We start from the raw sequence: 23,885 nt of genomic DNA on the forward strand, positions 1-23,885 counted from the left end.
ACCGTGAAGTGCGGGCTTCTCGTGGACTCTCACGGTGAGTCGTCGGGCTCTGGCGGATACCTATATTGTACCGGCGATCCGTGCACCGGACGCCGCGACACGAGGTGAGGTCGGACCTGACCGCCTCGCGGCGGCCCGCACACCACGTCTCGGCGACGTTCGACACCCGGGTCCTGGCCTGTACAACGGCCCGGTACCCCCGAAGATTCCCTGCTCAGGCCCCCGCACGCTCGGGCTTGACGGCCAGCACCGGGCAGGGCGCGTCGAGCAGGATGCGCTGCGCGTTCGACCCGAGGATGAGCTTGCCGACCGGGCTGCGGCGGCGCAGGCCGATGACGATGAGGTCCGCGGAGGCCCGCTCGGCGGCGCTCACGAGGTCCTCGGCGAGGTCGGACGTCCCCTGCTCGCGCCGCAGCGTCGTCCCCGTCCCCGCGAGCCGCTCCTCGACCCGACGCAGGTCGTCCTCGTGCGCCGCGACGAGCTCGGGCGTCGAGGTCGACGCCTCCGTGACGACGACCACGAGATCGGTGCCGCGCCGGACCGCCTCGGTGGCCGCGCTGTCGAGAGCCTCGCGACCCTCGGGCGTGCTCAGGTGCGCGACGACGACGCTCATGTGTCCTCCGGGAACGGATCGTGGGCGCGGTCGGCCGCGGGCGGCGACCGCAGGTCGTGTTGCGGTCGAACCTACCCGAACCCGCGCGCCGCGGCTCACACGTCGGCGCGGATCCAGCCCGGCGCGACCCCGGCGTCGAGCGCGCTCGACAGCAGGAGGGCGAGCCGGTACGTCGGGTCCTCCGCGAGCGCCTCGTCGAGCCGGCGTCCCGCCCTGCCGCCGTCCCCGTGCCACCAGGCGACGAGCGCGAGGAGCGTGAGCGCCGGGGCCGTGCTCCCGCGCGGCGCGTGGGCCACGACCGCCTCGAGCACGGCGCGGGCGGGACCGGTCACGTCCGGGTCCGGCGCCAGTCCCGCCGCCGGGTCGACGATCGACGCGATCGCGCGCGCCGTCCCGGCGTCGACGTCGCCGCCGCGGACCGTGCGGTCCGCGAGGTCGCCCGTCCCGGACACGAGCGAGACGAGCACGGCGTCACGCACGGGGACCGCCTCGAGCCCGGCCGCGAGCCGGCCGAGGACCGTGGCCGGAGGCAGCCCTGCACCGGTCCCCGCGCCCCGGGCCCCGCTCTCGGCACGCCCCTGCTCGTGCGCGGCCGCGCGGGCGACCGCCGCACGCCACTCGGCCAGGCTCTCGACGCGGCGGGCGACGGCGTCGGGGTCGGCCCCGGCGCCGGGAGGACCGCCCTCGCGGGCGCGGTCCCGTACCCGGCGGGCCGCGCGCGCCGCACGCCGCCGCGCGTCGGCGCCCGCGCGCGGGATCCGCAGCGCCTCCTCGCGCGAGTCCGCGAGCACGGCCCCGGCGAGCACCATGTGCGCACCCACCTCGCTGGACTCGAGCTCGCGCAGCGGGCGCCCGCCCGGCGGGCAGCACTCGTCCTCGGCGCAGTCGAGCGCGTACCAGCCGCTCGGCGACACGACCCAGACGTCCACCGGACCGTGCTCCGGCTCGACGGCCTCCCGGCAGCGCTCGACGGCGGCCCTCACGACGGCGGTCCCGACGCCGCCGGACCGCAGCGGCGCTCCCGTGTACACGACGAGGACGACCCGCTGCGCGCCGTCGGCGGCGAGGTGGCCGACGACGGAGCGCGCGAGCTGCGGGCCGTGCTCCAGGTCGGCGAGGTCGGCGACGTCGACCCGGACGACGAGGCCGACCCGACCGCGCGGCGGTCGCAGCCCGACGAGGACGACGCTGTCCTGGGGTCGGTAGCCGAGCCGGTAGGGGACGTAGGCGAGGAGCTCGCGCGGGCCCTGGGCCCGGATCAGGGTGGTCATGACGCCCATCCCAGCCCGTCTCGACGGCGCGCGGGGCGGGCGGGCGGACGGCTGTGGACGCCCGGGGCCCGGACCCGACCCCGCGCTCCGCCTGTGGTCCACCCCCGAGGCCGGTGGTGGCTCGCAGACGCCCGGGTGACTACGGTGTGCGCGTGCCACCACGAACCCGAGCCCGCGCGCGGCGAGCGGCCCCGTCCGTCCACGCGGCCGCCGTCGTCCTTGCCGTGGCGCTGCTCGGCACGGCGCTCGCCGGCTGCCAGGCGGGCCCGGACGACGTCCAGGGGGCCGCCGGGCCCCGTGGCACGCCCGCGTCCCCCGCCGAGGAGGCTGCGGGGGACGCCGGCACGCCGCTGCCCCGCTACGACGCGGACTCCGCCGTCGGAGACCTCGTGGAGGGCTTCCCGGCCGAGCTCGTCACGGTCCCCGCGGGCGCCCAGGTGCTCGCGAGCTCGGCCCGGCCGTCCGAGGACGGCACGCTGGTCGACGTCACCCTCAACCTGCGCTCGGACGAGCCCGTCGACGTGCTCACCGCCTACTACACCGAGGCGCTCGGCGCCGCCGGGTTCGCGGTGTCGCCCTCGAGCGTCCCGAGCGCGCTCACCTCGCTCACGACGTTCGTCCGGACGCCGGCCCCCGAGTCCCCCACCGAGTCGCTGGCCGTCGGCGTGTTCGACGACGAGACCGAGCGGCTGGTGACGATCAGCGGGCAGGTCGCGGCCGGCTGACGGGTCCGACCGTGGGACGACGCCGCCGAGGTGCCGCACCGCATAGGCTGCCCCCGTGCCGAACCCGTCGCTGCCGACCTCGTCCTCGCCCGAGCCCCTCGACCCGGGGGCCCCTCGGAGCGTCACCGACCCGAGCCCGAGCGCGCTCGTCGACCGGGAGGGCGTCCGCGCCGGGGTCGACGAGGCCCTGCACGTCTCGACCGCGGCGCTGCGCGAGGAGCTCTCCTCCACGCACCCCGACGCCGACCCCCTCGCCGACGCGACGGACGAGCTGCTCGCCGGTGGCAAGCGCCTCCGGGCGGCCTTCTGCTACTGGTCCTGGCGCGCGCACGGCGGCGACCCGGACGGCCCGCACCGCGCGGTCGCGCTCCGTGCGGGCGCGGCGCTCGAGCTGTTCCAGGCCGCTGCGCTCTTCCACGACGACGTCATGGACGCCTCCGACACCCGGCGCGGGCGGCCGACCGCGCACCGCGCGTTCGGCGCGCGGCACCGCGGGCTCGGCTGGTCCGGCGACGCCGACCGCTACGGCGAGAACACGGCGATCCTGCTCGGCGACCTCGCGCTCATCGCGAGCCACCGCGAGCTGGGCGACGCGCTCGACGCCCTCCCCGCCGACGTCGCGACCCGCTCGCGCGTCGTCTTCGGCCGCATGCAGACCGAGGTGATCGTCGGGCAGTACCTCGACGTGCAGGCGCAGGTGCTGCCCTGGGGCGACGACCCCGCGGCCGACGAGGAGCGCGCGCGCGCCGTGATCCGGTCGAAGTCGGCGCGCTACAGCGTGGAGCACCCCATCGCGCTCGGCGCGGCGCTCGCCGGGGCCGACGAGGACGCCGTCGCCGCGACGAGCGCGTTCGGGCTGCCCGTGGGCGAGGCGTTCCAGCTCCGTGACGACGTGCTCGGCGTGTTCGGGGACGCGCGCGTCACGGGCAAGCCCGCGGGCGACGACCTGCGCGAGGGCAAGCGCACGGTGCTCGTCGTGCGCGCGCTCGCCGCCGCGACGCCCGCGCAGCGCGACCTCCTGCTCACGCACCTGGGCGACCCTGACCTCGACGCGAGCACGGTTGAGGACCTGCGCGCCGTGCTCGTCGAGACCGGCGCGCGCGACGCCGTGGAGGCGCTCATCGCCGAGCTCACCGACCGTGCGTCGTCGGCCCTCGCCGACGCCGGGCTCGCCGAGCCCGGGGCCACGATGCTCGGGCTGCTCGCGCGGGCCGCCGTCGAGCGGACCGCCTGACGCGGGGCCGAGCGGCTCGGACGGGCTGGTCGGGCGAGCGGGTCAGAGCTCGGACTGCGCGACGCGGCGCACCCGCGCCTTGTGCCCGCTCAGGAGCGTGTCGAACGGGGGCTCACCCAGCTCGTCGTTCGGGCTGAACAGCCACTCGAGGATCTCGGCGTCGTCGAACCCGGCGTCGGCGAGCACGACGATCGTGCCCTGCAGGCTCGACAGGACGCCCACCCGCCCGCTCTCGTCCGGACGGCCCGCGTTCGCCGGGTCGACGAGGTGCAGCGGCACGAGGAAGCGGGCCGGGATCTGGAACGTCGTGCGCTCGCCGCGCTTCACGCCGACGACGCGGCGCTCCTGCACGATGCGGCGCACCTTGCCGACGTCGGTGCCGAGCGCCTCGGCGACGTCGGGCAGGGTCAGCCACTCGCCGACCAGGTCGTCGAGGGTCGGGCGGGGGCTGGGGTCACGGTCGGTCACCGGGCAAGCCTACGGCGTGCCTCCACACGACACCCACGCCGTGCGCGCCCGCGCTCACCGGATCGCGACGTCGGGCCACCTAGACTCTCTCCCGTGGCCACCGTGACGACCGATCCCCTCGTCGGCCGCCTGGTCGACGGGCGGTACGAGGTCGTCTCGCGCATCGCGCGAGGCGGCATGGCGACGGTGTACCTGGCCGTCGACCGCCGGCTCGAACGCGAGGTCGCGCTCAAGGTCATGCACGCCCACCTCGCCGAGGGCGCGTCCGGCGCCGACTTCGTCTCGCGCTTCCGCCGCGAGGCGCGCGCGGCGGCCCGCCTCACGCACCCGGGGCTCGTCGCCGTGTACGACCAGGGGCTCGACGGCGACACGAGCTACCTCACGATGGAGTACGTGGCGGGCTCGAACCTGCGCCGCGCGATGCTCGCGGAGCGCACGCTGCCGCTGGGCCGCACGCTCGACGTGCTCGAGGACGTCCTCGACGCGCTCGCCGCCGCCCACCGCGCCGGTCTCGTGCACCGCGACATCAAGCCGGAGAACGTGCTCGTCGACACCGAGGGCCGGCTCAAGGTCACCGACTTCGGGCTCGCGCGCGCGGTCAACGAGGTCACGGCGACGACGACCGGCACCATCCTCGGGACCGTCGCCTACCTCTCCCCCGAGCTCATCGCGACGGGCGCGTGCGACGCACGGACCGACGTCTACGCCGTGGGCATCCTCGCGTACGAGATGCTGCTGGGCACGGTCCCGCACACCGGCACGACTCCCATCCAGGTCGCGTTCCAGCACGTCAACAACGACGTGCCGCCGCCCTCGGACGTCGCCCCGTGGATCCCGCCCGAGGTCGACGACCTGCTGTGCGCCCTCGCCGCGCGCGACCCCGCCGACCGCCCGGCCGACGCCGGCGCCGCGCTCGCGCTCGTGCGCTCGACCCGCGCGGCGCTCGACCCGGCCGACCTCGAGCGGCGCGTCGACCCGCCCGCGGGCTCTGCCGTCGACGGCCCCCCGGCCGAGGCCCCCGGGTCCGGCCCGACGACGGAGCACCGGTCCGCGGCGACCGCGCCCCTCGCCGCGCTCAGCCTGCAGGACCGCGAGGCCGCCGGCCTCACCGAGCCGCTCGCCGTCGGGCACGTCGTCGCCCCGACGACGCGGCCGGGCCCGCCGCCACCTCCCGCTCCCCCGGTCACGGCGCGACGCCGCGGGCGAGGCCGGGCGTTCGTCTGGTCGCTCGTCGTCCTGCTCGTCCTCGCGGGGGCCGGCGGCGGCGCGGCCTGGTGGTTCTCCTCCGGGCCCGGCGCGTACACGCAGGTCCCCGGCGGGCTCGTCGAGGCGTCCCGGACCGAGGCCGCCGCGATCCTCGACGGGGCGGGCCTCGACCACACGGTCGAGGAGCGCTACGACGACGCCGTGCCGGAGGGCGCCGTCGTGGCGACCGACCCGGCGTCCGGCGAGGACGTGCGCAAGGACGGCAGCGTGCAGCTCGTCGTGTCGAAGGGCGTGCGGATGCTCACGGTGCCGACCGGCCTCGTGGGCGCGACGCAGGAGGAGGCGACCGCCGCGATCGAGGGCGCCGACCTGACGCTCGGCGACCCCGTCCTCACGCCGCACGACGAGGTGCCGTCGGGCCAGGTCATGGCCGTGAAGGACCCCGACGGCAACATCATCGAGGAGGGCGCCACGATCCGGCACGACGTGCCGGTGGTGCTCACCGTCTCGTCCGGCCCCGCGCCCGTCGTCGTGCCGCAGGTCACGGGCTCCCCGAAGGACGCCGCGGTCCAGGCCCTGGAGGACCAGGGCCTCGTGCCCGCGGTCACCGAGGAGTACTCGGAGGCCGTCGCCGCGGGCCTCGTGATCCGCCAGGACCCCGAGCAGGGCACCGACGCGCACCGGACGGACACGGTGAACGTCGTCGTGTCGCTCGGGCCGCCGCTCGTCGAGGTGCCCAACACCTACTCGATGAACGTCAAGGCCGCCGAGAAGGCGCTCACCGACGCGGGGTTCACGGTCGAGGTCCGGCACCCGCAGGGCATCAGCCCTCTCAACATCGTCTACGCCCAGGACCCTCCGGGCGGCGACGGCCGCACCGCCCCGAAGGGCTCGACGATCGTCATCAACGTCTTCTGACGTCGACTCCCGAGCATGGCTGTGGCCCGTCCCGACGTCGGGACGGGCCACAGCCACGTGCTCGGCGCGCGAGTCGTGCCGCTCAGCGGCGGAGCATCTCCGCGACCTGGAACGCCATCTCCAGCGACTGCTGGTGGTTGAGGCGCGGGTCGACGAGGGTCTCGTAGCGCAGGGCGAGCCCCGCGTCGTCGATCTCCTCGCTGCCGCCCAGCACCTCGGTCACGTCGTCGCCCGTGAGCTCGACGTGCAGCCCGCCCGGCACGGTCCCCGCGGCGCGGTGCACCTCAAAGAAGCCGCGCACCTCGTCGAGCACGTCGTCGAACCGGCGCGTCTTGTAGCCGCTCGCGGACGTGATGGTGTTGCCGTGCATGGGGTCCGTGACCCACGTGACGTGCACGCCCGCGCGCGCGACGGCCTCGACGAGCGGCGGGAGCGCGTCTCGGATGTTGCCCGCGCCCATGCGCGTGACGAAGGTCAGGCGACCCTCGACGTCGTCGGGGTTGAGACGCCGGGCGAGCTCGAGCGCGACGTCGGGCGTCGTCGTCGGGCCGAGCTTGACCCCGATGGGGTTCGCGACGCGCGACAGGAAGTCGACGTGCGCGCCGTCGAGCTGGCGCGTGCGCTCGCCGATCCACAGGAAGTGGGCCGACGTGTCGTACGCGTCGCCCGTGCGCGTGTCGCGGCGCGTGAGCGCGCGCTCGTAGTCGAGGACGAGGGCCTCGTGGCTGACGAAGAACTCGACCGTGCGCAGGGCGTCGAAGTCGGCGCCGCACGCGTCCATGAAGCGGATCGCGCGGTCGATCTCGGACGCCGTCCGCTCGTAGCGCGCGTAGGCGGGGTTGCGCATGAAGCCGCGGTTCCACTCGTGGACCTGGCGCAGGTCGGCGAACCCACCGGTCGTGAAGGCCCGCACGACGTTCCACGTCGCCGACGAGATCTGGTACGCCTGGACGAGGCGCTCCGGGTCGGGCACGCGCGCCTCGGGCGTGAAGGCGTGGCCGTTGATCATGTCGCCGCGGTAGGCGGGCAGCGTCACGCCGTCGCGCGTCTCCGTGTCGGAGCTGCGCGGCTTCGCGTACTGCCCGGCCATCCGACCCATCTTCACGACGGGCATGCTCGCGCCGTGCGTGAGGATGACCGCCATCTGGAGGATGGTGCGGATCTTGTTGCGGATGCGGTCCGCGTTCGCCTCGGCGAACGTCTCGGCGCAGTCGCCCCCCTGCAGGAGGAACGCCTCGCCCCGCCCGGCCGCGGCCAGGCGGGAGCGCAGCGTGTCGGCCGCGGCGGGCACCACGAGCGGCGCGGAGGCCGCCAGCCGGTCCCGGACGGCGTCGAGCGCCGCCTCGTCCGGCCACGTCGGCTGCTGGAGCGCGACGAGCGTGCGGAAGTGGTCGAGCCCGGCGTCGGTCCCCGGCTCGCTCGTGGTGGTCATCCCGCTCCTCGGATCAGTGCGCGGCGGGAGCCGCGGCGACGAGCGGCTGGCCGATGCCCTCGAGCAGCTCGCCGAACCACTGCTGCGTGACGTCGAAGGCCTTGCCGCCCGCGATGCGCGGGAACTCGATCGCGCGCAGGCGGTCGCCGTTCTCCTCGTCGTGCCCGATGACGCCCGACTCGCCGCGCAGCGCGCACTCGACCGCGAGGTCGGTCATCGACTTGATGAGGCGCAGGTCCTCGGCGTTCGCGGCCGCGGCGCGCGAGAAGTAGCCGGACTTCTGCACCATGACCTTCTCGGCGCCCAGCTTCTCGGCGAACTGCTTGGCGAACCACTGGCCGGGGTTGACGGTGTCGAGCTTGACGTGGCCGAAGGGGTCGCGCTGGACCTCCTCGCCGGCCGCCTCGAGCTGCGCGACGATCTCGTGCATGCCGGCGCCCTCGGACAGGAAGATGTTGACGTTGCCCTGCTCGTCCATGATCGCCTTGAGACGCTCGGCCTCGGCGTCGATGTCGAGCGCGAGCTCCGGCAGGAAGACCGCGTGCACGTCCCAGCGCTCGCGCGTCAGGCCGAGGGCCGGGGCCCACTCCTGCGCGTCGAGCCACTTGCGGTACTCGGCCGCCGACGCGGCGGTGAGCCACCCGCAGTGGCGGCCCATGACCTCGTGCACGATGAGCATGCGCGGGCCGGAGCGGTGCTCGCCGATGACGTTGGCGGCGAAGCCCGCGGCCTCCTCGGCGGCGGTCCACGCACCGAGCGACTGACGGATCGGGATCACGTCGTTGTCGATCGTCTTGGGCAGGCCCACGACGGTGAGCTCGTAGCCGTTGTCGTGCAGGTACGCGGCGAGGTCGGCCGCGGTCGTGTTCGTGTCGTCGCCACCGATGGTGTGCAGGACGTCGACGCCGTCCGCCTTGAGCTGCTCCGCCGCGACCTGCAGCGGGTCCTGGCCTTCCTGGACCAGGCCGCGCTTGACGCAGTCGGCCGCGTTCGTCAGCTTGACGCGCGAGTTGCCGATCGGCGAGCCGCCGAAGCGGTGCAGGATGCCCGCCTGCTTGCGACCCTCCTCGTCCACGACGATCTTCGTGCCCGTCAGCAGGCCGTGGTAGCCGTACTGGTAGGCGATGATCTCGATCTCCGGGTCGAGCTCCGTGTACCGCTCGATGAGGCCCCCGACGGCGGAGGACAGGCACGGGGCGAAACCGCCCGCGGTGAGGAGGGCGACGCGACGAACCGACATGTGAACTCAGAACCTCTCGTAGGACGGATCCTGGCCGGACGGACGCGGTCCGGCGGGGTGGCGGCGACGGCGGCGGGCACGTGCCCCACGAGGGGCACCGTGAGCGAAGCGCGACCGGCCGTCGCTCAGTCTACTGACGCCGCGCCGGGCTCCGGCGGCGGTTCCGGGACCTGGACGTCGGGAGCCGGACGCCCGCCGGGCGCCCCGCCCGCCTCCTCGGACTCGGTGTGCCCCGCGGCGAGGCGCGCCTTGGCCGTCGCGGCGTAGATGTCGACGTACTCCTGGCCGGACAGCCGCATGATCGCGTACTGGATCTCGTCGGCGACGGCGCGCAGGATGAAGCGGTCGTTCTCCATGCCGCGGTAGCGCGAGAAGTCGAGCGGCTCACCGACGACGACCCCGATGCGCATGGGCTTGGGGATGACCTTGCCGATCGGCTGGGCGATGTTCGTGCCCACCATCGCGACCGGGACCACGGGGGCCCCCGACTCGAGCGCGAGGCGCGCGACGCCGGTCTTGCCGCGGTACAACCGTCCGTCGGGGCTGCGCGTCCCCTCGGGGTAGATGCCGAACAGGTCGCCCTCGCGCAGGACGCGCAGGCCGGTCTCGAGCGCGGCCTCGCTCGCCTTGCCGCCCGACCGGTCGACCGGGATCGTCCCGACCCCGCGCATGAACCCGGCCGTCAGGCGGCCCTTGATCCCCGTCCCGGTGAAGTAGTCGGACTTGCCGAGGAACTGGACCTTGCGGTCGAGGACGAGCGGCAGGATGAACGAGTCGATCACCGCGAGGTGGTTGCTCGCGAGGATCGCACCGCCCTCGTCCGGCACGTGCTCGACGCCCCGCGTCCAGGGACGGTACAGGACCCGCAGGATCGGGCCGACCATCACCTGCTTCATGAACCAGTAGAACAACGTTCCTCCTCGCGGGGTCCCGGCGCGGGACGTGCATCCGACTCTAGAGTGATTCCTATGGCCGCACCGAACGCCCAGCCGGACTCCCCGCAGCCCGACGACGGACCCGACCCCACGCCCGACGACGCGTCGCGGGGTCCTGAGCACCCCGCCGAGCCGGACGACGAGGCTGCCCGGCAGGACGACGCACGGGGCGAGGCGGCGCTCGACGTCGACGCGCAGTGGGCCGGCATCGTGGCCGAGCTCTCCGACCTGTCCGATCTCGACCACGACGCGGCGCGCGGACCCGACGACGGCGGCAGCCCCGCCGACGGCCCGTCGCCCGCGGCCCGCGAGGGCCGCGACGTGCTCGGCTCCGTGCCGGTCGCGCCCTGGGTCCGCACCAGCGGCCCCCGCGACTGGCCGACGACGCCGGAGGTCGAGGACCTCGAGGAGGCCGAGAGCCACTTCGTGCCGCCGGACCCGCCTCTCGTCCTCGGCCGCGACCCCCTCCTCACCATGGCGTGGGCCCTGGTCGTCGGCGTGCCGATCCTGCTCCTGGTCGTGCTCGTCGTCGTGCGCCCGTACCCGGTGATCGTCGCGCAGGTGGGCGGCGGGGCGTTCCTCGCCGGGCTCGCGATCCTCCTCTGGCGCATGCCGCACCGCCGCGAGGACGACGACGAGGGCCCGGGCGCCGTCGTCTGACGCCCGGGCCCCGCCCGCACCTGGTCGCGCTGCCCGTCCCGGTCGGCCCGTCGAGGCCGATCAGCGACGGGCGAGGTCCGCCGCGCCGACGATGCCCGCCTCGTTGCCGTGCTCGGCGAGCTCGATGCGCGCCTCGGGACGGTGCCCGCGCGCGGAGAGCTGGTCCGCGAACGCGCGACGCACGGGCTGGAGCAGCAGGTCGCCGGCCGCGCCGACACCGCCGCCGATGACGATGAGCTCCGGGTCGAGCAGCGCCGTCACCGAGGCCGCGCCCTCGCCGATCCAGCGCCCGAGGTTCGCGAGCAGCTCGACCGCCAGGTCGTCGCCCTCCTGGGCGGCCTGCGTGATCTGAGGGCCGTTGAGCTTCTCGGGGTCGCCGCCGCAGATCTCCAGGAGCCGGGTCGCGCGGTCGGGCTGGGCGATGAGCGCGTTCTGCCCGTCGCGCACCAGGGCGCGGCCCGACGCGTACTGCTCCCAGCAGCCCTCGTGGCCGCAGCCGCAGTAGTGGCCGCCCGGCACGACGCGCATGTGCCCGACCTCGGCCGCGACGCCCCACTTGCCGCGCACGAGCTCGCGGTCGACGACGATCGCGCCCCCGAGCCCGGTGCCGACCGTGAGCATGAGCATGTCGGTCGCGTCGCGCGCGACGCCGAACTGGAACTCCGCCCAGCCCGCCGCGTTGGCGTCGTTCTCGACGACGATCGGCACGTCGGTGCCGCCGATGAGCTCGCGCACGTTGCGCGCGAGCGGGTACTCGCGCCATGCGATGTTCGGGGCGAACAGCACCGACGTCCGGTCGGGGCTGACGAAGCCCGCCGCGGCGAGGCCCATCGCGCCGACCTCGTGCTCGGCGGTCAGCTCGGCATACACGTCGGCGATGGCGCGGTCGATGCTCGCGACGTCGTCGGGCTCGGTGTCGCGGCGCGTCTGGACGAGGATCTCGCCCTTCTCGTCGACGACCCCGGCCGCGATCTTCGTCCCGCCGATGTCCACACCGATGGCGTGCATGTCCCGTCCTCACTCGCTCGGTAACCGCTGACTAACCGCTGGCTGGAAGCCTCACGCTGCAGGTGCTGCCCGTCGACGGGCGACGCACGACCACGGCTCGCGACCCCGCGCCCGGGTCGTCCCGCCGGAACTCCGCGCCCGCGCGAAACGTTGCGCAAGCAGCGCACAGCACCTGAAGCCTACCGACATCGGCAGGTCCCGGGCACACACCACCACTGGGTAGGGTTCTCCCACCGTCGACTACTGCCACTGGAGCCAGCATGGACGAGATCAGCGCCCCACGGATCGTCGAAGTCGATCCCTCGAAGAACCTCAACGACCTGCTCGCGAGCCGGGTCGCGGCCGACCCGGCCGCGCCGCTGGTCGAGCGCCGCGCCGGCGCCGACGGCACGTGGCAGGCGCTCAGCGCACGGGACTTCGACGCCGAGGTCGTCGCCGTGGCGAAGGGGCTCGTCGCGCGCGGGATCCAGCCGGGCGACCACGTGGGCATCATGTCCCGCACGCGCTACGAGTGGACGCTCCTGGACTGGGCCACGTGGGCGGCCGGCGCGGTGCCGGTGCCGCTGTACGAGACGTCGAGCGCGGAGCAGGTCCAGTGGATCCTGTCGGACGCCGACGTCCGGCTGCTCGTCGTCGAGACGGAGGCGCACGCGGCGACCGTCGGCGAGGTGCGCGACCAGGTCCCCGCGCTCGGTGACGTCCTCGTCATCGACTCGGGCGCCGTCGCGACCCTGAGGGCCGACGGGGCCGCCGTCGAGGACGCCGAGATCGCGCGGCGCCGCGGCCTGGCGAACCTCGCCGACGTCGCGACGATCATCTACACGTCGGGCACGACCGGGCGCCCCAAGGGCGCCGAGCTCACGCACCAGAACTTCTACTCGCTCACCGTGAACGCGGTGGCCGCGGTGCCGGAGGTGTTCGGCGAGCCGGGCGGTCGCACGCTGCTGTTCATGCCGCTCGCCCACGTGTTCGCGCGGTTCATCGGCGTGCTGGTCGTGGCCGGCGGGACGGTCCTGGGCCACACGCCGGACACCAAGACGCTGCTCGACGACCTCGGCACCTTCAAGCCGACGTACATCCTCTCGGTGCCGCGCGTGTTCGAGAAGGTCTACAACTCGTCCGAGCAGAAGGCCGCGGCGGGCGGCAAGCTCAAGATCTTCCACTGGGCGGCGGCCACGGCGATCGCGTACTCGCGCGCCCTGGACGAGCCGTCGGGCCCCGGCGTCGGGCTGCGCCTGCAGCACAAGGTCGCCGACGCGCTCGTGTTCAAGAAGCTGCGCCACGCGCTCGGGGGCCGCGCGAAGTACGCGGTGTCCGGCGGCGCGCCGCTCGGCGAGCGGCTGGGGCACTTCTATCGCGGCATCGGCGTGCGCATCCTCGAGGGCTACGGGCTCACCGAGTCGACGGCGCCGACGTGCGTCAACCGCCCCGCGACCACGAAGATCGGCACGGTCGGCGAGCAGCTCCCGGGCTGTGGGGCGCGCATCGCCGAGGACGGCGAGATCCTGCTGAAGGGCGACCACATCTTCCGCGGCTACCACAACAACGAGCAGGCCACGGCCGACGCGTTCGTCGACGGGTGGTTCCGCACGGGCGACCTCGGCTCGCTCGACGAGGACGGCTTCCTGCGCATCACCGGGCGCAAGAAGGAGATCATCGTGACCGCGGGAGGCAAGAACGTCGCGCCCGCCGTCCTCGAGGACCGCATCCGCGCCCACGCGCTCGTCTCGCAGTGCGTCGTCGTCGGCGACCAGAAGCCGTTCATCGGCGCGCTCGTCACCCTCGACCCCGAGGGCCTTCCGGGCTGGGCGAGCATGCACGGCAAGGAGCCGATGTCGATCGAGGACGCGGCCAAGGACCCCGACGTCCTCGCCGCGCTCGACGCCGCCGTCACGCGCGCCAACCAGGCGGTGTCGCGCGCCGAGTCGATCCGCAAGTTCACCGTGCTCACCACCGACTTCACGGTCGAGAACGGCTACCTCACGCCGTCGCTCAAGGTGAAGCGGAGCGAGGTGCTCAAGGACTTCGCGGCGGACGTCGAGGCGATCTACGTGGACGGGCCGGCCCCGGTCCGCTGACGTCGCGCACTCCGGGACCACCCGCACGGCCCTCCTCGGCACACCCGCCGGGAGGGCCGTGCGGTGCCCCGCGTCAGCGGCGCGCGAGCCGCGCCAGGAGCGCCTGCGCCGGGACGCACACGGCGCCCATCGCCTGCACGTCGTCCGACACGGCACGGTCGCTCGTCACGACGACGACGGGCCGTCCCGCGGGCTCCGCGGCGACCAGTCGCCGGATGAGGTCGTCGGCGATCTCGCCCGACGAGAACAGCACGCGCACGCCCCGCGGGGCGTGCACGGGTCGGGCGGCGGTGTCCGCGCCGTCGAAGCAGACCGTGACCTCGGTTCCCCCGGCCGCGACGCGCAGGAGCCCGCTGAGGAGCCGGTCGCGCTGCTCGGCGAGCGTGAGCTCCCCGAAGCCGGTCTTGGTCACGTTGTAGCCGTCGACGACGAGGTGGGTGCGCGGGACCGACAGGAGGTCGCCGAGCAGCGCCGGGTCGTCGGCGGCCCGACCGCGCGACCCGGGCCTCGGCCGCGCGGTCGCGCCCGGCAGGGCGGCGGCGACGTCGTCGGCCGGGGTCGTCGTGGCGGGCCCCAGCGCGAGCTCGCGCCGCAGCCCGGACGCCGCCTCGACCACCGTGTCGAGCAGGAGCCGCGCGCGTGCCGTCGCGACGTCGGCCGCCGACGTCCGCGCCCGACGCGCCTCGTCCCGCTCCGCGCGCGCCCGGGCGAGCTCGACGCCCGCTGCGCGGCGCTCCTCGCGCGCGTCGCGCAGCGCCCCCTCCGCCTCCGCGCGCTCGGCCGACGCCGCCTCGAGGGCCGCCCGGGCCTCGGCGCGCGCCCGGTCGGCGTCCGCCCGCAGCCGTCGCTCGGCGCGACGCGCGCCCGCGAGCTCGGCCGTCGCCGCGTCGGCGCGGGCCGCGGCGTCACGAGCCTGCGCGCGGAGCTCCTCGACCTGTGCGGCCAGCCGGTCGCGGTCGCGACGCAACCGGGCGACCTCGCTGCGCTCCGAGCGCTCGGTCCGCAGCGTCGTGTCGAGCGCGCGGGCGCGCTCCACGGCCGCCTCCCAGCCGTCCGGGCGCAGCAGGAAGGCGCCGGCGGCGCGCTCGCGGACGACGGCTGGCGCGGTGGCCTCCGCGTCCCCCGGTGCCGCGACGACGTCGTCGGCCGCTGCCGCCGCACCGGCCTCGGGCGACCCCGGGCCGTCGGGGGCCGGGACCTCCTGCGGTGCGCCCGTCCCGCTCCCGTGCTCGCGCGACCAGGCGGCGGCGACCGCGTGCCGGAACCCGGCGTCGTCGACCAGGGCGCGCCACAACGGCACCGCCCCGGCCGACGCGCGCCGGCGTGGGGCGAAGGCCTTGACCCGTTGCAGGGCCACGGGGACGAGGACCGGGTCGAGCGTGCCGAGCACGTCCGCGGCGGCCTCGACGAGCAGCGCGCGCACCGCCGGCGGGACGTCGCCGTCGGGTCCCCCCTCGTCCGACCTCTCGGCCACCATCCCCGCCTCCTGCGTCTCCGCCGTCGGGAGCTCCGCGGACATTTCGTCCCCGATCGTCCCGATTCCCGTGCACCCACCCTATGCCGTGCCGAGGGCGTGGCCGCGGGACACGACGGATCGTGTCGGTGGCCGTCGCTAGCCTCGCCGCCATGTCGTCCGGTCCCCTCCTCGCCTCCTCCCGCGAGGGGTCCGTGCCGCGGGGCGTGCCCGTCCAGCCCACGCTCGACGACCTCGGGACGCCGCTGCGCGACGTGACGTTCGTCGTCGTCGACCTGGAGACGACGGGCGGGTCGCCCGCGGGTGCCGGCATCACGGAGATCGGCGCCGTGAAGGTGCGCGGCGGCGAGGTGCTCGGCGAGTTCCAGACGCTCGTCGACCCGGGCGTGCCCGTCCCCGCCTTCGTCGCCCGGCTCACGGGGATCACGTCGGCCATGGTCGCGACGGCGCCGCGCATCGAGGCCGTGCTGCCGAGCTTCCTGGAGTTCGCCCGCGGCGCCGTGCTCGTCGCGCACAACGCGCCGTTCGACATCTCGTTCCTCAAGGCCGCGTGCCGGGCCGCGGGCTACGAGTGGCCCGGGAACCAGGTGCTCGACACCGTCCCGCTCGCGCGCCGCGTCGTGACGCGCGACGAGGCACCGAACCACAAGCTCGCGACCCTCGCCGCGCTGTTCCGGGCCACGGTGACGCCCGAGCACCGCGCGCTCGCCGACGCGCGCGCCACGGTGGACGTGCTGCACGCGCTCCTCGCGCGGCTCGGGCCCCTGGGCGTCACCCACCTCGAGGACCTGGCGGGCGCGACGGACCCGGTCCCGCAGGACGTCCGGCGCAAGCGGCACCTCGCGGACGGCCTCCCGGACGCGCCGGGCGTCTACCTCTTCCGCGGGCCCGGGGACGAGGTCCTCTACGTCGGCACGTCGACGTCCATCCGGCGCCGCGTCCGGTCGTACTTCACCCGCTCGGAGAAGCGCAGCCGCATCACCGAGATGGTGCGGGTCGCGCACGCCGTCACCCCGGTCGTGTGCGCGACCCCGCTCGAGGCGCAGGTGCGCGAGCTGCGCCTCATCGCGGAGCACGCGCCGCGCTACAACCGGAGGTCGCGCCACCCCGAGCGCATGACCTGGGTCCGGCTCACGGACGAGACCTACCCGCGCCTGTCCGTCGTGCGCGACGTGAGGGCCCCGGCCGCCCACATCGGGCCGTTCGCGTCCAAGCACCAGGCCCAGGCCGCCGTCGACGCCCTCCACGACGCGTTCCCGCTGCGCCAGTGCACGCGCCGGCTCCCCGTCGTCGCCTCGCCGGGGGCCACGGCGTGCGTCCTCGCCGAGATGGGACGCTGCTCGGCCCCGTGCACGACCGCCGAGCGCGACACCGGCTACGCGGCCGTCGCCGGAGGCGTGCGGGAGGCGTTCGAGTCAGACCCGTCCCACGTCGTCGCGGAGCTCGGGCGCCGGATCGTCGCGCTCTCGCGCGACGAGCGGTTCGAGCAGGCGGGAGAGCTCACGCACCGGCTGCGGGCCTTCCTCGCGGGCGCCGCGCGCGCCCAGCGGCTCGCCCCGCTCGCGGCGTGCGCCGAGCTCGTCGCCGCCCGCGCGACGGACGCGGGCGGGTGGGAGATCGTCGTGGTGCGGCACGCGCGCCTCGCCGCGACCGGGGTGAGCGAGCCCGGCGCGGACCCGTGGCCCCTCGTGCACGCGCTCGTCGCGACGGCGGAGACGGTCGCACCGCCCGTACCGCCCGCCCCGGCGAGCCACCCCCACGAGGCCGAGATCCTGCTGTCGTGGCTCCAGGAGCCGGGCGTGCGGATCGTCGACGTCACCGGCCCGTGGACGTGCCCGGTCCGGTCCGCGGGGTCCCACGTGGACCTCGCCGCCACGGCCCGTGACGTCGCACGCCACGCCGACCCGGTCGACCGCCCCGACCTGACGCACGCGGCGCCCGCCGTGACCGTAGAGTGGTCGCCAGTCGACGACCCGACCCCGGAGGAACCATGCTGACCGCCATCGTCCTGATCGACACCGCGCCCGACCGTATCCCCGAGGTCGCGTCGGAGGTCGCGGACCTTCGCGGCGTCAGCGAGGTCTACTCGGTCACGGGCAAGGCGGACCTGGTCGCGATGGTGCGCGTCGAGGAGCACGACCAGCTCGCCGACGTCATCGCGGACCGCATCAGCAAGGTCCCCGGGGTCGTGCGCACGGAGACGTTCATCGCGTTCCGCGCCTACTCGAACGTCGACCTCGAGCAGGCGTTCGCGCTCGGCCTCGACGACTGACGGGCCGCCTGGCGCCGCCGGCCGGCCTGCCGCCGCGGGATCAGTCCCGCGCCGCGGCCTCGGCCCAGCGCGCGAGGACGTCGCGGGCGGCACCCGTGTCCACGCTGCGCGCGGCGATCTCGTAGGCGGCGCGGAGCCGCTCGGCGAGCGTCCCCTGCGCGGTCCCGGGCAGCGTGCCGTCCGCGACGAGACCGGCGGCCGCGTTGAGCAGCACGGTCTCGCGCACCGGGCCTGCCTCGCCCGCCAGGAAACGCCGCGCGACCTCGGCGTTGTGCGCCGCCTCGCCACCGCGCAGCTCGGCGATCGTCACCGGCGCGAGGCCCAGGTCGGCGACCGGGTCGAGCCGCTGCTCGGTCACGACGCCGTCGCGCACCTCCCAGACGGTCGCCCCGCCCGTCGCCGCGAGCTCGTCGAGCCCGTCGTCGCCGCGGAACACGAGCGCCGAGGTCCCCCGCCCCGCCAGCACCCCGGCGATGAGCGGCGCCATGCGCGCGTCCGCGACACCGATGGCGGCCGCACGGGGTTGCGCAGGATTCGTCAGCGGGCCGAGGACGTTGAACGCCGTCGGGATGCCGAGCTCCTTGCGCGCGACGCCCGCGTGCCGCATGGACGGGTGGAAGACCATCGCGAAGCAGAACGTGATCCCCGCCTCCTGCACGATGCGGGCCACCCGCTCCGGCCCGTGGTCGAGCCGGATGCCGAGCTCCTCGAGCACGTCCGCGGCGCCCGACGACGAGGTCGCGGCGCGGTTGCCGTGCTTGACGACCCGCACGCCCGCGCCCGCGATGACGAGCGACGCCATGGTCGAGATGTTGACCGTGTGCGCGCGGTCGCCGCCCGTGCCGACGATGTCGACCGCCGGACCGTCCACGGCGAACCGGCTGGCGTGGGCCAGCATCGCGTCGGCGAGACCGGTCAGCTCGGCGACCGTCTCGCCCTTCGCGCGCAGCGCCACGAGGAAGCTCGCGAGGCGCACGGGCGACACCTCGCCCGACATCACCTGGTCCATCGCCCACGCGGTGGAGTCGGCGTCGAGGTCGTGCCCCGCGACGAGCTCGGTCAGCAGGCCGGGCCACGTGAGCCCCGTGCCCGTCGAGTCGCTCGTGGTCGAGGCGGCGGGGTGCGGGGTGGCGGTCACGGGCGGCCCTTCGGCTGGTCGGTCTCCTGTCGGCTACCGCGTGCCGGCGGCACGCAGCAGGTCGGCGACGGCGCGCTGGAGGGCGACCGCGTCGAACGGCCGGGGCACCGCGTCGTCGGCGAGCGACCACGATGCTAGCCAACCGTCCTGCGGCCTGCCGGTGAGGACCAGGACCGGCGGGCAGCGGTAGACCTCGTTCTTGAGCTGCCGGCACAGGCCCATGCCGCCGGCCTTGTCGGCCTCCCCGTCGAGGACGAGCAGGTCCCAGCCGCCCGCGTCCGCCGCGGTCACGACCGCCGCCGGCGTCGCGACCTCGAGCCACTCGATGTCCGGCTGACCCGCACCCAGCCGCCGCCCCACGGCGAGGCGCACCTGCTCGCGCACCGTCACGTCGTCGCTGTAGAGGAGGATGCGCGGCGCGCGCGGGGTCACGCTCGTGTCCCCGTGCGTCGTCGTCACGGTCGTCGTCATCGTCGTCACCGTCGCCTTCGTGGTTCCCTCAGGGTGGTCGGGGAAGGCGCGCCACGGCACCGCGGCGCGCACGTCCCGACTGGCATCTTGGCACGTCGGAGCGGATCGCAGCACCCCCTCGCGCGGTACCGACGCCGACCGGCGCGGGGCCCGGGACCAAGGGCCCTGGCCACCCTCGGGCGCATGCCAGTTTCATGGCACTTAGCAGCGATCCGTCACCAAGTGCAGGTCTCCGTGGGAAGATCTGGAGACATTGTGAGATTCACCGCCTCCGGGCGGCCGTCTGCGTGCCGCAGACCGGCCGTTCGTCGGCCATAATGGCTCCTGTGTCGACCGCAACGGCTGCCCCCCACGCCCATCAGCACGTGAGCGTCAACCGACCGAACCCCGTCTCGGTCGGGACGATCGTGTGGCTGGCCAGCGAGCTCATGTTCTTCGCCGGCCTCTTCGCCATGTACTTCACGGTCCGCGCCGTGATGCCCGCCGACGAGTGGGCCCTGCAAGCGGACAAGCTCAACCTGACCTTCGCGGCGATCAACACGACCGTCCTGGTGCTGTCGTCGGTGACGTGCCAGATGGGCGTGTGGGCCGCCGAGCGCTTCCAGCCCGTGCGCACCGGCTCGATCTTCCAGGTGAACCGCTGGGGGATGAACGAGTGGATGACGCTCACGTTCCTCATGGGTGCGTTCTTCATCGGTGGTCAGATCTTCGAGTACGCCGAGCTCGTCGAGCACGGCGTCTCGATCTCCTCGACGCCCTACGGCTCCGTCTTCTACATCACGACCGGCTTCCACGGCCTCCACGTCGTCGGTGGCCTGATCGCCTTCCTGTTCCTTCTCGGCCGCTCGTTCTCGGCCAAGAACTTCGGGCACCACGAGGCCACGACGGCCATCGTGACGTCCTACTACTGGCACTTCGTCGACGTCGTGTGGATCGCGCTGTTCTTCGTGATCTACATCTTGCGCTGACGACCCGCCCGGGGTCCGCCCCGGCCCGCCCATCCGCCCCCTGCTCCCCCACCTGCGAGACGAGGATCATTTCGTGAAGGCACTCGCCGCCCGCAGACACCACCGCCTCGCGCCGGTCGTGCTGCTGCTGCTGGCGCTGCTGGTCACCGGTGGCGTCTACGCCGCCTTTGCACCGACTCCGGCCAACGCCGAGACCGCCAGCACCGAGGACATCGAGACCGGCCAGAAGCTGTTCCAGGCCAACTGCGCCACGTGCCACGGCCCGAACGCCGAGGGCTCGGACACGGCTCCGTCGCTCGTCGGCGTCGGCGCGGCGTCGGTCGACTTCCAGGTGTCCACCGGCCGCATGCCCATGCAGATGGACGGTCCGCAGGCCATCCAGAAGCCTCGCCAGTTCGACGAGGAGCAGACGGCGCAGCTCGCCGCCTACGTCGCCTCGCTCGGCGCCGGCCCGGCGATCCCGACGGACGAGCAGGTCGACGCCTCGCTCGGCGACGTCGCGAACGGTGCCGCGATCTTCCGCACCAACTGCGCGATGTGCCACAACGCCGTCGGCGCGGGCGGCGCGCTCTCGGAGGGCAAGTTCGCGCCCCCGCTGTGGGAGACGTCGGAGCGCAACATCTACCAGGCGATGCTCACCGGCCCGCAGTCGATGCCGGTCTTCAACGACGCGACCGTCACGCCCGAGGAGAAGCGCGACGTCATCGCGTTCCTCGAGTTCCAGCGTGAGGGCTCGGCCGGTGGCCTGTCGCTCGGCTCGCTCGGCCCGGTCAGCGAGGGTCTGTGGGCCTGGATCGTCGGAATGGGCCTCCTCATCGGGGCCGCAGTGTGGATCGGAGCGAAGTCCTCGTGAGCGACTACCAGAACCCCCGGTCGCCCGAGTCCTCGCACCGCGAGGTCGGGCACCGCGAGGAGCACGGCACCCTCGACACCTTCCCGGACCCGGGGCTGCCCGAGCACAAGAGCCGCATGGCGGACCGCGACCCGAAGGCGTCGAAGCGCGCCGAGCGTCAGGTCGCGACGCTCTTCGGCATCTCGGTGATCGGCACGATCGCCGCGCTCGTCGTGTACTTCGTCATCCCGCCGGACGGGACCACGGCCGGCGTGCGCCTGTCGACGCTCTCGCTCGGCGTCGCCATCGCCTTCGCGCTGCTCGGCATCGGGCTCGGTGCCGTGCACTGGGCGAAGGTGCTCATGTCCGACCACGAGAAGGTCGACGAGCGCCACCCGATCGCGAGCGACGCGGAGACCCGCGCCGGCGCGATCGCCGAGCTCGAGGCCGGCGCCAAGGACTCGGGCATCGCCCGTCGCGGCGTCCTCAAGGGCGCGGTCATCTCCGCGCTCGCGCTGTTCCCGCTCACCATCGCCGTCCCGCTCGTCGGGAGCGTCGGCGGCGACTGGAACGTCTCGAAGTTCAAGCACACGCTCTGGAAGCCCGGGACGCGCCTCGCGATCGACCCCTCGGGTCGGCCCATCAAGGCGGCGGACGTGACGATCGGCTCGGTCGTGCACATCATCCCCGAGGCCTCCCAGGAGGAGATGCAGTCCCACGAGTGGATCACGGAGAAGGCCAAGGCCGTCGTCCTGCTGGTCCGTCTCGACCCGCGCGACATCGTGTCCGAGCAGTCCCCTCCGGGAGAGAGCTGGTCGTACGACGGCATCGTCGCGTTCTCCAAGATCTGCACGCACGTCGGCTGCCCCGTGGCGCTCTACGAGCAGCAGACGCACCACCTGCTGTGCCCGTGCCACCAGTCGACGTTCGACGTGGCCGACAGCGCGAAGGTGGTCTTCGGCCCCGCGAAGCGGCCCCTGCCGCAGCTGCCGATCACCGTTGATGACGAGGGCTACCTGGTCGCCCAGAGCGACTTCCACGAGCCCATCGGCCCGAGCTTCTGGGAGCGTCTGAAGTGACCACCAGCACCGGAACCGCCGCACCCAAGGCGGCCGCACCGAAGGCAGCCGCGCCGACGACCCCCGCCGGCAAGGCCGCCGACTACCTGGACCAGCGCACGAGCATCGGCGTCGCCGTCAAGGAGTTCGCGCGCAAGGTCTTCCCCGACCACTGGTCGTTCCTCCTGGGCGAGATCGCCCTGTACTCGTTCGTCGTCCTGATCCTCACGGGCATCTTCCTGACCATGTTCTTCGTGCCGAGCATGTCGCTCGTCACGTACCACGGCGAGCCGGCGTCGATGAACGGCGTGCTCATGTCGGACGCGTTCGCGTCGACGCTGCACATGTCCTTCGAGGTGCGCGGCGGTCTGCTCATGCGGCAGATCCACCACTGGGCCGCGCTCATCTTCCTCGCCGCGATCGTCACGCACATGATGCGCGTGTTCTTCACCGGCGCCTTCCGCAAGCCGCGCGAGGTCAACTGGCTCGTGGGCATGCTGCTCATGATCATGGGCCTCGCCGCCGGCTTCTCGGGCTACTCCCTCCCGGACGACGTCCTGTCCGGCAACGGCCTGCGCATCACCGACGGCGTCGTGAAGTCGATCCCCCTCATCGGGTCGTACCTCTCGTACTTCATCTTCGGCGGCGAGTTCCCGGGCGAGCACATCATCCCCCGACTCTTCACGGTGCACATCCTGCTGGTGCCGGGCCTGATCCTCGCGCTCGTCGCGCTCCACCTGTTCTTCGTCGTGCTGCACAAGCACACGCAGTACCCCGGTGGCGGCCGCACGGACACGAACGTGGTCGGCTACCCGCTGTTCCCGGTGTACGTGGCCAAGGCCGGCGGCTTCTTCTTCGTCGTGTTCGGCATCCTCGCCCTCATGGGCGGCACGATGGCGATCAACAACGTCTGGAACTACGGCCCGTTCGACCCGTCACCGGTGTCCGCGGGAGCCCAGCCCGACTGGTACATGCTCTTCCTCGAGGGCTCGCTACGACTGATGCCCGGCCAGGCGGAGTTCGTGACGTGGGGCGACTACACCGTGCCCCTCAACGTCCTGATCCCGGCCGTGGTCGTCCCGGGCCTGCTGTTCACGTTCCTGTTCGTCTACCCGTTCCTCGAGGCCGCGGTGACGAAGGACAAGCGTGAGCACCACGTCCTCGACCGCCCGCGCAACGTCCCGGTCCGCACGGGTCTGGGTGTCGCGTTCCTCACGGCGTTCATCATCCTGGCGCTCGCCGGGTCGAACGACCTCATCGCGACGCACTTCCACATGTCGATCAACACGATCACGTGGGCGTTCCGGATCCTGTTCTTCGTCGGCCCGTGGTTCGCGTTCTGGATCACCAAGCGCATCTGCCTCGGCCTGCAGCGCAAGGACCGCGAGCTCGTGCTCCACGGCCACGAGACGGGCCGGATCGTGCGGTTCGCGCATGGCGAGTACATCGAGGTCCACCGTCCGCTCGACGAGCAGGAGCGCTGGCTCCGGGTCAACTACCAGGCCCACGAGCCGCTCGAGATCGAGCCGGCGACGGACTCGCGCGGCGTGCGCCGCAAGGGCTACAAGAAGGACAAGCGTCTCCAGCGCCTGTCGCGGTTCTTCTACGAGGACCGGATCGAGCCCGTGACGCCCGCCGAGCTCGCGGCCGCGCACTCGCACGGCGAGCACGACGCACTCGAGGGCGAGAGCCACGAGCAGATCGAGGCCGGTGCCGCGACCGTCGGTGGTGGGCGCGACCTCGTCGAGCCGGAGAAGGGCGCCGACGAGCGTCGACGCTGAGGTTCCTGCACAGTAGGACGATGACCCGCGACCAGTCCCCTCATCGAGGCGGACAGGTCGCGGGTCATCGTCGTCTCGGCACCCGGGCGCGGGCGGCCGCGCC

General features: G+C 74.0%; 21 protein-coding genes. 11 read left to right on the forward strand and 10 right to left on the reverse strand.

Features of this window, described 5'->3' with window-relative positions; translation table 11 throughout:
* Nucleotides 1-214: 214 nt before the first annotated feature.
* Nucleotides 215-613 carry a universal stress protein gene (locus tag NHH00_RS03090; RefSeq protein ID WP_253050005.1) on the reverse strand — a complete coding sequence of 133 codons (399 nt, stop codon included), beginning with the start codon at nucleotides 611-613 and terminating at the stop codon, nucleotides 215-217.
* A gap of 95 nt (nucleotides 614-708) precedes the next feature.
* On the reverse strand, nucleotides 709-1,884 hold the full coding sequence (locus tag NHH00_RS03095) for a DUF4192 domain-containing protein (RefSeq protein ID WP_253050008.1): 1,176 nt from the start codon (nucleotides 1,882-1,884) through the stop codon (nucleotides 709-711).
* A gap of 152 nt (nucleotides 1,885-2,036) precedes the next feature.
* Here NHH00_RS03095 and NHH00_RS03100 point away from each other — a divergent pair, with 152 nt between their 5' ends.
* Complete coding sequence (locus tag NHH00_RS03100) at nucleotides 2,037-2,609, forward strand: hypothetical protein (RefSeq protein ID WP_253050011.1); 573 nt, start codon at nucleotides 2,037-2,039, stop codon at nucleotides 2,607-2,609.
* A 55-nt stretch (nucleotides 2,610-2,664) separates the two neighbouring features.
* Nucleotides 2,665-3,843 (forward strand): polyprenyl synthetase family protein, encoded by a 1,179-nt coding sequence (locus NHH00_RS03105; RefSeq protein ID WP_308202252.1) that lies wholly within the window; start codon nucleotides 2,665-2,667, stop codon nucleotides 3,841-3,843.
* 42 nt (nucleotides 3,844-3,885) lie between these two features.
* Here the strand turns inward: NHH00_RS03105 and NHH00_RS03110 are convergent, their stop codons facing one another.
* On the reverse strand, nucleotides 3,886-4,311 hold the full coding sequence (locus tag NHH00_RS03110) for an Rv2175c family DNA-binding protein (protein ID WP_253050014.1): 426 nt from the start codon (nucleotides 4,309-4,311) through the stop codon (nucleotides 3,886-3,888).
* Between the two features lie 93 nt (nucleotides 4,312-4,404).
* Between NHH00_RS03110 and NHH00_RS03115 the strand changes: the two genes are divergently transcribed.
* On the forward strand, nucleotides 4,405-6,435 hold the full coding sequence (locus tag NHH00_RS03115) for a Stk1 family PASTA domain-containing Ser/Thr kinase (protein WP_253050017.1): 2,031 nt from the start codon (nucleotides 4,405-4,407) through the stop codon (nucleotides 6,433-6,435).
* A gap of 82 nt (nucleotides 6,436-6,517) precedes the next feature.
* Here the strand turns inward: NHH00_RS03115 and NHH00_RS03120 are convergent, their stop codons facing one another.
* The 3 genes from NHH00_RS03120 to NHH00_RS03130 form a co-directional block, all read right to left on the reverse strand.
* Nucleotides 6,518-7,867 carry a class II 3-deoxy-7-phosphoheptulonate synthase gene (locus NHH00_RS03120; protein ID WP_253050020.1) on the reverse strand — a complete coding sequence of 450 codons (1,350 nt, stop codon included), beginning with the start codon at nucleotides 7,865-7,867 and terminating at the stop codon, nucleotides 6,518-6,520.
* 13 nt (nucleotides 7,868-7,880) lie between these two features.
* On the reverse strand, nucleotides 7,881-9,107 hold the full coding sequence (locus NHH00_RS03125) for a pyrophosphate--fructose-6-phosphate 1-phosphotransferase (protein ID WP_253050023.1): 1,227 nt from the start codon (nucleotides 9,105-9,107) through the stop codon (nucleotides 7,881-7,883).
* 125 nt (nucleotides 9,108-9,232) lie between these two features.
* Nucleotides 9,233-10,018, reverse strand: coding sequence for a lysophospholipid acyltransferase family protein (locus tag NHH00_RS03130; RefSeq protein WP_253050025.1), 786 nt, complete (start codon nucleotides 10,016-10,018; stop codon nucleotides 9,233-9,235).
* A 57-nt stretch (nucleotides 10,019-10,075) separates the two neighbouring features.
* Here NHH00_RS03130 and NHH00_RS03135 point away from each other — a divergent pair, with 57 nt between their 5' ends.
* Nucleotides 10,076-10,702, forward strand: coding sequence for a hypothetical protein (locus NHH00_RS03135; protein WP_253050028.1), 627 nt, complete (start codon nucleotides 10,076-10,078; stop codon nucleotides 10,700-10,702).
* A gap of 60 nt (nucleotides 10,703-10,762) precedes the next feature.
* On the opposite strand, the gene NHH00_RS03140 is transcribed toward NHH00_RS03135, so the two are convergent.
* A complete protein-coding gene (locus NHH00_RS03140; protein WP_253050031.1) occupies nucleotides 10,763-11,710 on the reverse strand; it encodes an ROK family glucokinase in 948 nt (315 codons plus the stop codon).
* Between the two features lie 260 nt (nucleotides 11,711-11,970).
* Between NHH00_RS03140 and NHH00_RS03145 the strand changes: the two genes are divergently transcribed.
* Complete coding sequence (locus tag NHH00_RS03145; protein WP_253050034.1) at nucleotides 11,971-13,788, forward strand: AMP-dependent synthetase/ligase; 1,818 nt, start codon at nucleotides 11,971-11,973, stop codon at nucleotides 13,786-13,788.
* A gap of 73 nt (nucleotides 13,789-13,861) precedes the next feature.
* Here the strand turns inward: NHH00_RS03145 and NHH00_RS03150 are convergent, their stop codons facing one another.
* Entirely contained in the window at nucleotides 13,862-15,307 is a 1,446-nt protein-coding gene (locus tag NHH00_RS03150; protein WP_253050037.1) for an NYN domain-containing protein, read from the reverse strand.
* Nucleotides 15,308-15,414: 107 nt separating this feature from the next.
* On the opposite strand from NHH00_RS03150, the gene NHH00_RS03155 reads away from it, so the two are divergent.
* Both NHH00_RS03155 and NHH00_RS03160 read left to right on the forward strand, forming a co-directional pair.
* Entirely contained in the window at nucleotides 15,415-17,259 is a 1,845-nt protein-coding gene (locus NHH00_RS03155; protein ID WP_253050040.1) for a DEDD exonuclease domain-containing protein, read from the forward strand.
* On the forward strand, nucleotides 17,253-17,534 hold the full coding sequence (locus NHH00_RS03160; RefSeq protein ID WP_253050044.1) for an Lrp/AsnC family transcriptional regulator: 282 nt from the start codon (nucleotides 17,253-17,255) through the stop codon (nucleotides 17,532-17,534). The genes NHH00_RS03155 and NHH00_RS03160 overlap by 7 nt, the downstream gene beginning before the upstream one ends.
* 40 nt (nucleotides 17,535-17,574) lie before the next feature.
* Here NHH00_RS03160 and trpD read toward each other — a convergent pair whose 3' ends face one another.
* Nucleotides 17,575-18,672, reverse strand: a complete 1,098-nt coding sequence (gene trpD / locus NHH00_RS03165; RefSeq protein WP_253050046.1) for an anthranilate phosphoribosyltransferase — start codon at nucleotides 18,670-18,672, stop codon at nucleotides 17,575-17,577.
* A gap of 33 nt (nucleotides 18,673-18,705) precedes the next feature.
* Complete coding sequence (locus NHH00_RS03170; protein WP_253050049.1) at nucleotides 18,706-19,143, reverse strand: hypothetical protein; 438 nt, start codon at nucleotides 19,141-19,143, stop codon at nucleotides 18,706-18,708.
* Between the two features lie 317 nt (nucleotides 19,144-19,460).
* On the opposite strand from NHH00_RS03170, the gene ctaE reads away from it, so the two are divergent.
* From ctaE to qcrB, 4 genes are all read left to right on the forward strand, one after another.
* Nucleotides 19,461-20,111, forward strand: a complete 651-nt coding sequence (gene ctaE, locus NHH00_RS03175) for an aa3-type cytochrome oxidase subunit III (protein WP_087472315.1) — start codon at nucleotides 19,461-19,463, stop codon at nucleotides 20,109-20,111.
* 73 nt (nucleotides 20,112-20,184) lie between these two features.
* Nucleotides 20,185-20,964 carry a cytochrome bc1 complex diheme cytochrome c subunit gene (qcrC, locus tag NHH00_RS03180; RefSeq protein WP_253050052.1) on the forward strand — a complete coding sequence of 260 codons (780 nt, stop codon included), beginning with the start codon at nucleotides 20,185-20,187 and terminating at the stop codon, nucleotides 20,962-20,964.
* Nucleotides 20,961-22,022: a cytochrome bc1 complex Rieske iron-sulfur subunit gene (qcrA, locus tag NHH00_RS03185; protein ID WP_374614011.1), complete on the forward strand. Its 1,062-nt coding sequence runs from the start codon at nucleotides 20,961-20,963 to the stop codon at nucleotides 22,020-22,022. Before qcrC ends, qcrA begins: the two co-directional genes overlap by 4 nt.
* Nucleotides 22,019-23,782, forward strand: a complete 1,764-nt coding sequence (gene qcrB / locus NHH00_RS03190) for a cytochrome bc1 complex cytochrome b subunit (RefSeq protein WP_253050055.1) — start codon at nucleotides 22,019-22,021, stop codon at nucleotides 23,780-23,782. Before qcrA ends, qcrB begins: the two co-directional genes overlap by 4 nt.
* Nucleotides 23,783-23,885 lie beyond the last annotated feature (103 nt).

Source organism: Cellulosimicrobium cellulans, from assembly GCF_024124905.1.
GTDB lineage: Bacteria > Actinomycetota > Actinomycetes > Actinomycetales > Cellulomonadaceae > Cellulosimicrobium > Cellulosimicrobium cellulans_G.

Coding starts and splice junctions, on each gene's coding strand:
- NHH00_RS03090 (WP_253050005.1), bottom strand. CDS start 613: ATGAGCGTCGTCGTCGCGCACCTGAGCACGCCCGAGGGTCGCGAGGCT.
- NHH00_RS03135 (WP_253050028.1), top strand. CDS start 10,076: ATGGCCGCACCGAACGCCCAGCCGGACTCCCCGCAGCCCGACGACGGA.
- NHH00_RS03140 (WP_253050031.1), bottom strand. CDS start 11,710: ATGCACGCCATCGGTGTGGACATCGGCGGGACGAAGATCGCGGCCGGG.
- NHH00_RS03170 (WP_253050049.1), bottom strand. CDS start 19,143: ATGACGACGACCGTGACGACGACGCACGGGGACACGAGCGTGACCCCG.
- NHH00_RS03120 (WP_253050020.1), bottom strand. CDS start 7,867: ATGACCACCACGAGCGAGCCGGGGACCGACGCCGGGCTCGACCACTTC.
- NHH00_RS03155 (WP_253050040.1), top strand. CDS start 15,415: ATGTCGTCCGGTCCCCTCCTCGCCTCCTCCCGCGAGGGGTCCGTGCCG.
- NHH00_RS03095 (WP_253050008.1), bottom strand. CDS start 1,884: ATGACCACCCTGATCCGGGCCCAGGGCCCGCGCGAGCTCCTCGCCTAC.
- NHH00_RS03125 (WP_253050023.1), bottom strand. CDS start 9,107: ATGTCGGTTCGTCGCGTCGCCCTCCTCACCGCGGGCGGTTTCGCCCCG.
- NHH00_RS03160 (WP_253050044.1), top strand. CDS start 17,253: ATGCTGACCGCCATCGTCCTGATCGACACCGCGCCCGACCGTATCCCC.
- ctaE (WP_087472315.1), top strand. CDS start 19,461: ATGGCTCCTGTGTCGACCGCAACGGCTGCCCCCCACGCCCATCAGCAC.
- NHH00_RS03145 (WP_253050034.1), top strand. CDS start 11,971: ATGGACGAGATCAGCGCCCCACGGATCGTCGAAGTCGATCCCTCGAAG.
- NHH00_RS03150 (WP_253050037.1), bottom strand. CDS start 15,307: ATGTCCGCGGAGCTCCCGACGGCGGAGACGCAGGAGGCGGGGATGGTG.